This is a genomic window from Fimbriimonas ginsengisoli Gsoil 348 (genome assembly GCF_000724625.1).
GTDB lineage: Bacteria > Armatimonadota > Fimbriimonadia > Fimbriimonadales > Fimbriimonadaceae > Fimbriimonas > Fimbriimonas ginsengisoli.
Genome location: NZ_CP007139.1, coordinates 3449806 through 3462192, shown reverse-complemented (window position 1 = coordinate 3462192; position 12387 = coordinate 3449806). Strand labels below are relative to the sequence as shown.

Here is a 12387-nt window from a genome sequence, read left to right as displayed (position 1 = left end):
CTAGTTCAGGGTGGACGAAGCGGTCTTGAACACGAACCCTTCGTTCTTGATTCCACGCACTAGCTCTTGCAGCATCGAAGTGGGCAGGAACCAGTGGAAGAAGCAACTGGCGTAGCCGTTGCGGGTGACCAGCTTCAGCTTGTGCGCCTTGGCAACCAGGTCTGCGGGCAGAGCTCCGACGGTTCCCAGTTCGGGCGTCGACACGTAACCGAGGGTCTCCGGAAGCCGGATACCGCCCAAGTCGTCGGTGATGGGGTAAGGAGCTTCCTGCTCAACCCACGCCAGCCGACCCTGCGGGTCGATGCCGAAGATCTTGCCGCGGCACATGCTGTATTGGAACCGGTTCTTGAACTCTTGATAGTCGACCGGCGAAGCCAAGTAGTGCGGAGTGTTCCAGCCGGTCGCCGTCAGCTTCACACCCGCGAGGGCGTTGAGGCCGAGGGTGATCCGATTCTTCACCCATGCGGCCGAATCTTCGGCCACCGGGCCTACGATGATGGCGTTTCCGTTTGAGTCGACATTCACGCGGTAGAACTCGTAATCGTCTCCGCTCACTCCCGAATAGGCGTTGCGAACGTTGGAGTACTGGTGCGTGTAGCCGTGCATGATGATCTGGCCACCCTTGCTCTGCATGTACTTCAGCGCGCTAACCACCGCGGTTGCGCTCTTCAGCGAAGTGGAGAGGGGAGTGCCGTTCCAGTCGCCGAGCGGGTCTTCGAATTGAGGGATCACGCAGACGACGTACGGCACGCCTTCGGCGTAGAGGAGGTCGGCGATGCTTCGAAGCATCTTCGGATCGGACTGCGGGTGAACGTCCTCGATTCGAAGCAGGGCTTGGCGCTGGGTCGCCGGGGTGAAGGCGATGATGTCGTTCAGCACGTCTTCGAACGCCAGCGAGCGGTCGCTACGCAGCCACGCCGAACTATCCTGAAGTGGATCGTCGGCGACGTAGTAGAGGTTGCCGCCCTTCAACATGTAGGGAAGCGAGTTCGAACCGTCCGTCGTCTGAGCGGTCGCCAAGACCTGAACCTTGGCGGTATCCAGGATCGACACTCGACCCAAGCCGTTGGCGAGCTGATCGCCATCGAGTGTTTGACCCTTGTAGACGATCTGCGGCATCGATGTGGAGTCGATGTAGCTGAAGGTGAACCCGTACTTGTTGGTAAAGGCCGGGTCGCTGGCCGTCCAGTCCGCCGTCCAAGCGATTTGCCAAAGGTTGTAGCCCATCCAGCACAGCGGTTTCGTCGTGGAAAGGGCGTCCGCTTTGAAAGCGGCGGGAAGCGCGTTGTTGTAGACCGTTCCCAAGTAGAACGTCTCGGCGTATCCCGCCATGGCGCCGGCGGTGTAATTCTCGACCGGCATCACATAGACCGGGGTCTTGGAATTCGAGAGCGTATTGGCAAGCATCCGGGCGTATAGGTTGCCGACGAAGCCGGAATATCCGGCGGAATCGTACAAAACCAGGGCCGGCGGCCGGGTTGCCAGAGCGGTCGGAGGAGCGGCGGCTCTCGGGCCGTGCTCGAGATAGTCCGCGAACATGGTCGTCGGGCTTTCGTGGTCGAAATCGTCCAGCGGGCTCCTCGGAGCACCGAACCAACCGTTAGCCCGAATAACTTGCTTGGACTCCGCCATCTGCTGGGGAGTCAACGGCGAGAATTTGATTCCCCTCTGGCCTAGCGCCTCGATCGGTAACCTTGTCCCAGGCCCTAACGGGCTCAGCTTCTTCACTTGAAGACCCGGTCGAACTTGGGCAACACCGGCGGCGGCTATGCCGCAAAGTAGTAGAGATCCCAAAAATTTCATGGTTAATTGCTTGTCCCAGGGGCCGGACAGCCGTCATTAGAACGGTTAAGTGTACGTAGCTGTTCCAACGGATATTCAGCCACGTTTTAGGGGAACCCATCTACGGGTCACCCGATCCAGGTAACCCTTTTGCGGTACAGGTTTCGCCTAACCTGGGCGCATCATCCAACGTCCCGGTTCGGGCAGGGGGACGAAGCCGCACTCGGCGTAAATGGGGTGGGCGTCGCGGGTGGCGAGCACCCATCGGCGTAGACCTTGATGCTCGGGATGGCTGAGCGCGTAGCGCAGCATCTGCTTCGCGATACCTCGCTTTCGGTGGGTTTCAGCCACATACACGTCGGCAATCCAAGCGAAGCGCGCCCGATCCGAGACGACTCGCATGTAGCCGACCTGCGTGTCGCCGTCGTACGCGCCAATGACGAGGGACGAATTGCGGGCGGCACGCTCAACGGTCGCCCGGTCGATCCCCTCGCTCCAATAGGCATTCACCAGCCAGCCGTGGACGGTCTCGAAGTCGATACGGTCGAGTCCTTCGTGGATTTGAAGCATGGGTTTGGGAAGCTGATGGGCGTTAGGGCGTTGGGCGTTGGGCGTTGGGCGTTGGGCGTTGGGAAAGGGTAAAGCAGCAAGCTGGCAACGCCTCAACGCCTCAACGCCTCAACGCCTCAACGCCTCAACGCCTCAACGCCTCTTTCGCCACCTTTGCGACGTTCTCCGGAGTGATACCGAACTCCTTCATTGCCTCTTCGCCAGGAGCGGAGAGGCCGAAGCGGTCGATACCTACTTGGACGTCGGAGTAGCGGGGCCAGGCCAGGGTCGAGCCGGCTTCGACGGATACGCGGGGGATACCGGTTCCGAGGACGGAGGCTTGATATTCCTTGGATTGCTGGGCGAAGAGCCACCAACTGGGCATGCTGACAACTCGGGCGGAGATTCCTTCCGCGTCCAAAAGCGCCTTTGCCGCGGCGCAGGTGGAAACCTCGCTGCCGGTGCCGATGAGGATCACTTGCGGCTTTCCTCCGGCGGCTTCCTGGAGGATGTACGCTCCCTTCTCGGCCGGGTGATTTCGGACGTCCTGCGAGGAGAGGGTGGGCAGGTTCTGCCTGGACAAGACTAGCAGGGTCGGGGTTCGCTTCGATTCGAGGGCGATCTTCCAACCGGCGGAGGTCTCGTTGCCGTCGCAGGGGCGGAAGACGTTTAGGTTGGGGATCGACCGCATGGCGGTGAGATGTTCGACCGGCTGGTGGGTCGGGCCGTCTTCGCCCAAACCGACGGAGTCGTGGGTGAACACGTAGGTCGACGGACACTCCATCAACGCGGCGAGGCGGATCGAGGGGCGGCAGTAGTCGGTGAAGGTAAAGAACGAACCCCCGTAACCGTGGGCGCCGCCGTGGAGGGTGATGCCGTTGACGGCGGCGATCATCGCGTGCTCGCGCACGCCGAAGAAAACATTCCGCCCCGAAGGGTTGTCGGCGGTGAACTGACCGGAGCTCTTCTGAGTGGTAAGGGTGCTCTCCGAGAGGTCGGCGCTTCCACCCAAGAGGCCGAAATGCTTGTCGGCCACCGCGTTAATCACTGTGTTGCTCGCCTTTCGGGTCGCCTGCTTCTCATCGGTGAAGACCGGCAACGCATCGAGCCAGTCCCGGCCGAATTCGCCGACGAGGAGGGCTCGGAACCGCTTTGCCTCGTCCGGAAACTCGGCGGCATATTCGTTGAGGGCGTGCGCCCATTCCCGTTGGAGCTTCTCGCCTTGATCGACGGCCTGACGCCAATGCTCGAGGGCGGCGTCCGCGACGTAGAAGTCGGGCTCGAGCGGAATGCCCAGATTCTGCTTGGCGAGCTTCACCTCGTCCGGTCCGAGCGCGGAGCCGTGCGATTTGGAGGTTCCCTGCTTATTCGGGCTGCCGAAGCCGATGATCGTCTTGCACATGATGATCGACGGCATGTCGGTCACCTGTTGCGCCGCCTGGATCGCCTGATCTACCGCGTCCACGTTCATTCCATCCACGCGCTGGACATGCCACTCCGCGGCACGGAAGCGCAGCTCGTGGTTCTCGCTCACCGAGAGCGACGTCGGGCCGTCGAGGGAGATGTCGTTATCGTCGTACAGGACGATCAATTTTCCGAGCTTTAGATGGCCGGCAAGCGAAGACGCTTCGTAGGAGACCCCTTCCATCAAATCGCCGTCGGAGCAGATGACGTAGGTGTAGTGATCGACCAGGTTGTGGCCCGGCTGGTTGAAGGTCGCGGCGAGCCATCGCTCGGCGATCGCGAACCCGACGGCATGGGCGAACCCCTGTCCCAGCGGGCCGGTGGCCATTTCCACGCCGGGAGTCAAAACGTTCTCGGGGTGCCCAGGGGTTTGGCTGTGGAGCTGGCGGAACCGCTTAATCTCCGCCAGGGGCAGGTCGTAGCCCGAGAGGTAGAGGAGCGAGTAAAGGAGCATCGAACCGTGGCCGGCGGAGAGGATGAACCGGTCGCGGTTGAACCATTTCGGATCTTTCGGGTTGTGGCATAGGTGCCGATGCCAGAGTGCGTACGCCATTGGCGCGGCGCCCATCGGCAGTCCGGGGTGGCCGCTGTTGGCCGCTTGAACGGCGTCCATGGACAGGGCGCGGATCGCATTTATCGAAAGCTCTTCAATGGTCTGAGTCGCAACGGCCATGCCAAGCAGGTTACCCGCCGACCAAGTTAGCAGTTAGCGGTTGGCGGTTAGCAGACCGGACGAGAGGGTCCAAGCCGCACCACATCCGAGGCTCTGATCCGCTTACCGCCAACCGCCAACCGCTAGCCCCTTAGGCCCTTTGCCCCAAGGGTGCGAACTCGGGAATGTCGCAAATCTTCAAGGAAGCAATTTTGCGGTGGGTGCATTGGGGCCCACCTAAGGTGGCCACACACAGATGAGATTTACACCTCGGCTTTCCTACGCGCATAGAAGCGCGTCTTTTTTTGGAGCCCTCGCGGCCCTTTCGTTTCTCACGCTGGGCGCCAACCCATCTAACGGCTCGCTTGGCCCGACCGGAACTTCGGTGAAATGGACCGGTACGGCTACCGGCACCGGTGGCGCCGATGAAGCGGCCTGCGTCGATGGCGTTAACTGCGACACCTTCTCGCTGGTGGTTTCGGGTACCCCCACCGACTGGGCGGCGGCAAAGCGGCTAATCGACATCAAAGCGGAGTGGACGAACCAGGTTAACGACTACGACCTGTACATCCACAAAGACTCGAATGCGGGTCCCGTGGTCGCCAGCTCCGGTACCGGCGCACCCGGAACGAAGGAGGAGGCGACGATCGATCCTTCCAAGAGTGGGACCGGAACCTACACCGTTCACATCGTCTATTACGCGGTCACCCCGCAGATCGACCAACCCAAGGGGTCGGCGACGGTCATCCCCATGCCGACGGTTCCTACTCGGAACGCGATCTACGGGCGGCTCGGGATGTCGTTTAGCAGTAATACAACCGTTAAAGCACCGGTCACCGAATCCGACGGCGAACCGAGCAGCCGAACGGATGCTCAGGGGAATCACTACATCGCGGGTATCCGAGGAGTCCCGGCGGGGGTCGACCTGTGGTACTTCGACCTCCGGCCCGGAAGCCGCGGCTACGACCCGAAGATGCGGAACCCGATTTACCGCAGTCAGCCCGATAGCTTTACCGGCCTCGATGTGGCTTCGCTCGGAGCGGACGGCGGCGGAGACGTCGATTTGGCGGTCGGATTTGGCGGAGACGGCCCGAACAACGTGCCGAACCTGGCTTTTTCCAGCCTGGTCGCCGCGAATATTTCGACGGCGCGATCTCAGGATCTAGGGAATTCGTTCACCTTGAATCCGATTGGCAACGTTACCGGCGGCGTCCCCGCCGACGACCGGCAGTGGCTCGAGTTCTTCGGCCCGAAGACGGTCTACATGTTCTACCGGACGCTCGAACCGGCCGTTACGATGATTCAGCGCTCGACCGACGGTGGTCTAACGTACGGGCCGGCCCGGACGGCCGGCCAGATCGGCCAAGCCGGTTCGATCGCCGTCGATAAGCGCGACGGAACCGTCTACATCGCGGGCAGCAACGGCCAGATCGCGGTGGGCATTCCCGACCCGGTCACAGGCGAGCCGCTTAGCTACACCGTTCGCCAAGCCGCTAGCGACCCGAACGGAGTGGCCCATATCTTCTTCGTCACCAAGGTGGCGGACGATGGAACGCTGTACGTTTGCTACTCGAACGGGCAGAACATCTATCTGAAACACTCGTTCGACAAGGGGGTGACCTGGAGTCTGCCGGTGCGGGTGAACAACGGTCCGAACAACGTCACCTGCATGATGCCGTGGATGGCGACCGGCCCCGTTCCGGGGAGCGTCGGGATCGTTTACTACGGAACGGCGAGTCCGGCGAATAACGACACCGCGACCTGGAAAGTGTTTTACGCGCAGACGTTTAATGCGACGGCGGACACTCCCACGATCCACCTCGATCCGGTGAGCGACCACTACATCCACTACGGGCCAATCAGCGAAAGCGGCCTTGAAGTCACCGGCGCCGGTCACAATCGCAACCTGCTGGATTACTTCCAGATCTCGTTCGACCCGCTCGGCGCCGCCGTTATTGGCTACACCGACGACCATAACGACTTCACGGGCAACTGCTTCGTGACCCGGCAGCTCACGGGGCTAGGGATTTCCGGCACGGCGTTGCCGACCCCGCAGGAAGGTCCCGACCTCCCCGCCTTCGCTCCGCTCTCGACGGACGGATCTCAGGTCGTCGACTTCCCGATGGACGTCGCCAACGGTCTGCTCGCGGTCATTCCAAACCGCGATCCGCTCGACATCCTGAGCATCAAGTACACCGCGGAGGGGACGGGGGCCGACCGGGCGATCGTGGCCAGAATGAAGGTGTCGGATCTCTCGAAGCTCGGTTCGCTGATGAATTGGCGGATGAACTTCACGGCCAACGCCCTGTATGCGGGCCTCAACGGCACGCAGCAGTATTCGAACGGCCTTTCCGACTCAGGGGACCAGTTCTACCTGAAGGCCTCGACCGACGCTACCGGCGCGGCCGCCTACGAATGGGGAACGGGAGCCCGCCTCCCGGATGGTTCCATGAGCTACACGAAGGTCGGCGCGGCCACCGGCTCGATCGATAAGACCAACAACACGATCACGGTTCAGGTACCGATCGCGGCGCTCAACCCGCTGGTGACCCACGGACCGCCAATCGGTAGCGGGTCGATGCTCTGCGGATTCCGAGGCCAAGCGTACACGTCGGTAAGCGGTTCTATTCGGCGCGACGGGACACGGGGCGGAACCGTGTACAAGGTGCCGTAATGACGAGCCTTATCCTTCTCGCGATCTCGCAGACCGGGGCGGCTTCGGCCGCCCCGCCTCCCCTCCTCGGTCTCCGGATCGGAGCGGAGGAGGCGCAAGTCCGGGCAAAGCTGGACAAGCTCGGCTCCTCGGCCAAGGAAGAAAAGGAAGGACGCGAGGCGGAGGACGAGGGAGAAATGGTGGTCTGGACGCTGAAGTCGGGCCCCTATCAAACCGCCGTTGTCCGTTTCAAGAAAGACCGTCTGACCTCGCTGACCGCCTTCGTGCGGCCGAAGGCGTCGGTTCCGTTCTCGACCATCGGCTCGTCCAAATCGGCCGCCGTTTACCGAGACCACACGGCGATTTGGAACGTCGACGCCAAACCCCACCCCTACCGCCTCGTCGCCAAGGGCCCGAACGGGCAGGCGAACGTGGTTTATATGTTATCGCTGGAGAGGTAGGTGATTGGCGTTGGGGCGTTGGGCGGGGCGGCGATGGGACGGATGGGTCTAATGGGACACATAGGTCTAATGGGACACATAGGTCTCATGGGTCCCATTAGACTCATTCGTCCCATTCGAAAACCTGGCTGATAACGCCTCAACGTGCCGCAATATTCCCCCTTTTCCGAACGGAAAAGGGGGGTCGGGTAGTCTTCAGGGCGTGCGGAGCCTGCGTCCCGTCGCTTTGGCAGTTCTTGCCACTCTTCCCTTCCTCGCTCTGGCTCAGAAGCGCGATGGCGTTTATGTGCCGGCCGGGGGGTCTGGGACTCCTTGGAGCCTCAACGAGAATCACACGTTGATTTGGGGCGGGCAACCGTATCTTCCGGTTGGGATTCGGATCGACGGCACCCCGGAGGCAGTGGCTCGGGCCGCGGCGGCGGGAATTAAAGATGTGATCGTGGACCTTCCGGCCAGCGGAGCCGGGTGGGACGAGACGTTCGCGGCGCTGAAGAGCGCCAATATGCGCTACCTGATCCGGATCGATTCGCTCGCCCCGATGGCGCGTGGTGTCGCGGTGGAGCCGCAAGCGTATCGGATCGCGGGGATTACCAAACCAACCCATATCTCGGTCGAGCTTCCCGGCGCATCCGGCGCTTTTGTCGCTGTCGCATCGCGACGCGACAGTTCCGTTTCAGCGAACGGATACGTACCGATCGTTGACGGGAAGCTGACGTACGACGCCAAGCCGGGCGGCGACACCGAGCACGTTCTGCTGGTCTACCCGGAAACATCGAGCATCGAGCAGCCGGACTTTTGGGAAGACCTCGACCGGCATCGCGACCTGCTTCTCTCCAGTTTGAAGCGACATGCGCCTGGCCCAGGGTTGCGCGGGATCGTGGACCCGATGGGGCATACGCTGTCTCTTCCTGGTCGCGATCTTCGGTTTGTCCCCACCAGCCCCTACTTCCGAATGGAGCTTCGGGACCTGATCGAGCGGCGGTATCGCTCGGTGAACACCGCAACCCGAAGTTGGGGGCTGGGGACGAACGATCTCACCACGTTCGACGACCTTGCCCGCCTCGTTCCGCTTTGGCAAGGTTCGCGCGGTCTCGGCATGGTCTTCGATCCGGCGACAAAGCGGGCTTACGCTTGCGAGAACAAGCGGAGCTCGATGTGGAACGACATCGCCGAGGTGGTCAACACCGCCGGGGCTCGGCGCTTCTCGCGATTCGTGGCGGCAGTGCGGGGCGTTGCGGATGTCCCGGTCGTGCAGGAATGGGCAGGGTGGTCCGCGCCATATGAGAACGCCGCCCCGGCCATCGACGGGGTCGGGATGCGCGCTTCAGGCGCCACAACCAGTGAATTGATCGAATCGGCCAGCCGGGCCTCGAGCACCGTCGCCCGGTGGACGACGAAGGGATGGCTCGCGGCGACCGACATCGACCTCGGCGCGGGCGCCGATGCCGCGGCCCAGGTGCCGGCGGTGCTTGACGACCTTGGCTCGCTCGGCGCGCGGGCTTTCTTCGTCCGAACGGATTCACCCAAGGTGGCCAAAGCGGTCGCGGACGAAGCGGCGAAGCGGCTCGGCGATCTCAGCCTCGCCAACACTTCCCTCCAAGCGATCTTCTATCCGGAAAACGCCCGCAACCCCGCCAATGCGCAGCATCTCGCCGCCGGCCGGTGGTGGCTTCCCGCACCGATGGACGGAAACCGGGTCGACCTTGGGTCGATGTTTTTCGGCTACCGAATGAGCACGCCGTCCGGAAGCGTCTTTGCGATTTGGGCGCGCCAACCGGGACGATACCGACTGCGGCTTGGCAATACGAAGGGGGTCGCCTTCCAGGCGCTGGACGGAAAGGACCCGAATCCGAAGACCGCGAAGGGAGGGATCGACGTGAACCTTGGCGAGTTCCCCACTCTCGTTACCGGAACCGACGAGATCCCAGTACCGGACCTCGCGTTTACCGAGACGCTCTTAAGGTTCGATTTCATGATGCAGATCGCCGAGAAGCGGCTGACCGACATCACCGAGGAGCGGCTTTATTTCAAGGACTTCGTGAGCGGCTTCGACCGGAACCCCGGCGGCAATTTCCCGCAGATGCGGGTGCAGGTCGACCGCCTAGGGGCCAAGGTCGGCGACGTGACTTGGATCGAGGCCGAGCGAACGCCCGACCAGAACTTTAGCGAGGCTCCGAACTGGCCCGGCTGCAGCGGAGGGGCCGCGCTCGTGCTGCGCACCCCGCTTCCTCCGGGCGCGGACGGATACTACGCGGAATACCGGGTTCCGGTGAAAACGACGGCGGATCAGGATGTCTGGATCGCGGCGTCGGTTCCGGTGGAGCGCCGCTCCGAGGTTCAGGTTCTGGTGAACGGCCAAGTGATGCCGCTGACCGGCGCGCCAGTCAGTCTGTATGGCGAGGGGTTCGGCTGGTACAAGCTGGGAGTGACGCGGATGACCGGGACGATCGGCAAGCTTCGGGTGCAGGTGCTCGGCAGCGGCACGTCCCAGATCGCGATCGACGCGATCACCCTAACCCCGCGCCCGTTCACGCCGAATGGCATCAGCCAGCCCGATCCGGTCCTGTTTCCGCCGCTTAACGGGCGACGGTAGCCCATCGTGGCACTGGCTTCCAGCCAGTGGGTCCCAAGGGCATCCTGCCCTTGGCGGAATTCACATGCCCCTAGAAGGGCATGATACACATGGGCTGGAAGCCCATGCCACGGGTGTTAGACCGGGGGAAGGAACGGGTTTTGGCGCTCTTTCATTCCCTCTTCGTGTAGGCGTTCCAGCTCCTCGTAGAGATCGGGGGCGAGGCGGGCGAGGCCGTAGACGCATTCCAAGCGGTCCATCCGGACGGCCCAGCCGGCGTCTCCCCAACTGTAGTGCCACCACTCGTCGCGGCAGTTGGAGAAGCCGGCGTCAAGCATCGCATCGACGAGGATCGTGCGGTTCCTCGCCGCAGTCTCGCTTAAGCCGAGGCTGTAAGTCGGGGCGGCTTTGAACCGGTCGAAAGGGGAGGAGACGTCGATCAACTCGCCGGCGTCATCCACGAGCCAAACGTCCACCGCCGCTCCCGTGCAGTGGCCGGGGGGCGCTTTTTGATCGGTCGGGGCGACCCAGCGGCAAACCGTTCGGCGTAGGGCGGCGTGGTCGCGATGGGGAAACGCCTCCTGAGCGAATTTCCACATCGAGTCGTAGATCCGCTGCTGCCTCTCGATCGGCCGCCATCCTTCCACGAGACCGAGGTGGTACCCCTCGGGTAATGCTCGGGCCGCCTGCTCGACCATCTCGGCCACGGTTTTGCGGACGTATGGAATGACCTGAGGGCGTAGGATCCGGAGGGATGGCGCGGCCTCGCGCACATCCACCAGCGGTTCCCCGTTCTCCCGTTCCTTGATCGCGTTCAGCAGTCGAATCGGCTCCGGCCTTCCTTTCGTGCGATCCCATTTATTCACCGTGCTTCTACGACTCCTTCGACCGATGGTTCCTTTACGATAGTCTAGCCAGTTCCGGTTCGCGGAGGCTCGGGGGCTCAGGGCTCGAGCCCCCAGTCTAGCCCCGCGGAAGAGAACTCTAAATCCCTCCCGATCCCGTAGGGATCACAGAGATTAGCCCGGCGGTCGCTCCCGCGACCCCGGGGTAGCGAAGCCCACGAAGACCGACCCTGAAGGGGTCGAAGACCCTTTTAGCTGTCCTGCCCTCATCGAAGATAGCCCGAGAATTTACGGGTGCCAAACTCCCATTCTCTGCGCGGTGAGTGTTGCGAATCAAGCCGAATCGGCGGGGAGGGACGATTCGAACCTGGTTCCGTCCGATTCTCGGCTGACGGTAGATTCTGCGACCACCTGCCGGGGTCGGGAAATGCTCGTCGCCTACCCCGGGTCTTCGACCCGGGGCTAACTTCTTTGATCCCTCCGGGATCGGGAGACCCGTGATGTGGAAGTTTTCAGCCGCCGTGGGAATTCTTAACCGTCGCCGGGTGGATCGCCCTCCATTCCCGTTCGGCCCTTTCCAAGGCCTTTATCACTTCCGGAAGGGGCGGCGTACTAGGCGCGAGGGTTGCGTAGCCCGTTCCAGCGGCGAGGCGCGGTGGTAACCTCCCGGAGGACAGGCGATGAACGAAGTACATGCCCAAAAGCCGTTCGCGGTCGTCGTTTTGGCGGCGGGCGGATCGGCGCGGCTGGGGCGGCCCAAGCAGCTACTTCCCTACCTCGGTCGTACGCTGGTGGAGCACGCCGTACGAACGGCGATTGCCTCCGGGGCGGCCGAGGTCGTCGTCGTGCTGGGCGCGGAGGCGGCGGCGGTTCGGGAGCGACTCCAAGGGCTGAAGGTCCGCTTCGTTACGAATCGCGACTGGCAGGAAGGGATGGGCGGCTCTATCCGCGCCGGAGTGGCCGCTCTGAGCGGCCACATCGAAGCTGCCGTCATCGCGCTGGCCGACCAGCCGCGCATCACGCCCGACCACCTGCGGACGCTTGCCCACCGAATAGAAGAGGCCGAAAAAACCATCGTGGCGAGCTCGTACGATGGCGTCCTCGGCGCTCCCTGCGCGTTTGCGCGGGCGGAGTTCCCTCGGCTGCTGGCCCTTTCCGGCGATACGGGCGCTCGAGCCCTGGTTCGGAGCGGCAGCGAACCGGTCGAGGTGGTTTGCTTCGACGGCGCGAACGTCGACGTCGATACTCCCGCCGACTACCAGGCCCTCGTACCCAAACTCGTTACCGCTGACCCTGAAGAGGCAGAGCAAGATCCCCGCGAAGCGCGCGGGCCGCCCAAATCGGCTTCGCCAACGTCGTAATGCCGCGGTTCTAGAATGTCTGGCCGCGTGCCCGACCCTCGGAACCGA

The 12387-nt window shown here is 62.8% G+C and carries 8 protein-coding genes; 4 read left to right on the top strand and 4 right to left on the bottom strand.

Annotated elements, in window-relative coordinates:
* The 3 genes from OP10G_RS15600 to tkt form a co-directional block, all read right to left on the bottom strand.
* Positions 1–1803: a DUF2334 domain-containing protein gene (locus OP10G_RS15600; protein ID WP_084179381.1), complete on the bottom strand. Its 1803-nt coding sequence runs from the start codon at positions 1801–1803 to the stop codon at positions 1–3.
* Between the two features lie 147 nt (positions 1804–1950).
* Positions 1951–2352 (bottom strand): GNAT family N-acetyltransferase, encoded by a 402-nt coding sequence (locus OP10G_RS15595; protein ID WP_025229507.1) that lies wholly within the window; start codon positions 2350–2352, stop codon positions 1951–1953.
* Between the two features lie 124 nt (positions 2353–2476).
* Positions 2477–4468 carry a transketolase gene (tkt, locus tag OP10G_RS15590; protein WP_025229508.1) on the bottom strand — a complete coding sequence of 664 codons (1992 nt, stop codon included), beginning with the start codon at positions 4466–4468 and terminating at the stop codon, positions 2477–2479.
* Positions 4469–4703: 235 nt separating this feature from the next.
* Here tkt and OP10G_RS15585 point away from each other — a divergent pair, with 235 nt between their 5' ends.
* The 3 genes from OP10G_RS15585 to OP10G_RS15575 all read left to right on the top strand — a co-directional run bounded on the left by OP10G_RS15585 (position 4704) and on the right by OP10G_RS15575 (position 10154).
* A complete protein-coding gene (locus tag OP10G_RS15585) occupies positions 4704–7121 on the top strand; it encodes a WD40 repeat domain-containing protein (RefSeq protein ID WP_025229509.1) in 2418 nt (805 codons plus the stop codon).
* Entirely contained in the window at positions 7121–7561 is a 441-nt protein-coding gene (locus OP10G_RS15580) for a hypothetical protein (protein ID WP_025229510.1), read from the top strand. The genes OP10G_RS15585 and OP10G_RS15580 overlap by 1 nt, the downstream gene beginning before the upstream one ends.
* A gap of 202 nt (positions 7562–7763) precedes the next feature.
* Positions 7764–10154, top strand: coding sequence for a hypothetical protein (locus tag OP10G_RS15575; protein ID WP_025229511.1), 2391 nt, complete (start codon positions 7764–7766; stop codon positions 10152–10154).
* Positions 10155–10270: 116 nt separating this feature from the next.
* On the opposite strand, the gene OP10G_RS15570 is transcribed toward OP10G_RS15575, so the two are convergent.
* On the bottom strand, positions 10271–10999 hold the full coding sequence (locus tag OP10G_RS15570) for a M15 family metallopeptidase (protein WP_025229512.1): 729 nt from the start codon (positions 10997–10999) through the stop codon (positions 10271–10273).
* Positions 11000–11658: 659 nt separating this feature from the next.
* Between OP10G_RS15570 and OP10G_RS15565 the strand changes: the two genes are divergently transcribed.
* Positions 11659–12339, top strand: coding sequence for a nucleotidyltransferase family protein (locus OP10G_RS15565; protein WP_025229513.1), 681 nt, complete (start codon positions 11659–11661; stop codon positions 12337–12339).
* Positions 12340–12387 lie beyond the last annotated feature (48 nt).

Excerpts from the sequence above, each read along its gene's own strand:
- OP10G_RS15600 (WP_084179381.1), bottom strand. The coding sequence starts at position 1,803 with ATGAAATTTTTGGGATCTCTACTACTTTGCGGCATAGCCGCCGCCGGT.
- OP10G_RS15595 (WP_025229507.1), bottom strand. The coding sequence starts at position 2,352 with ATGCTTCAAATCCACGAAGGACTCGACCGTATCGACTTCGAGACCGTC.
- tkt (WP_025229508.1), bottom strand. The coding sequence starts at position 4,468 with ATGGCCGTTGCGACTCAGACCATTGAAGAGCTTTCGATAAATGCGATC.
- OP10G_RS15585 (WP_025229509.1), top strand. The coding sequence starts at position 4,704 with ATGAGATTTACACCTCGGCTTTCCTACGCGCATAGAAGCGCGTCTTTT.
- OP10G_RS15580 (WP_025229510.1), top strand. The coding sequence starts at position 7,121 with ATGACGAGCCTTATCCTTCTCGCGATCTCGCAGACCGGGGCGGCTTCG.
- OP10G_RS15565 (WP_025229513.1), top strand. The coding sequence starts at position 11,659 with ATGAACGAAGTACATGCCCAAAAGCCGTTCGCGGTCGTCGTTTTGGCG.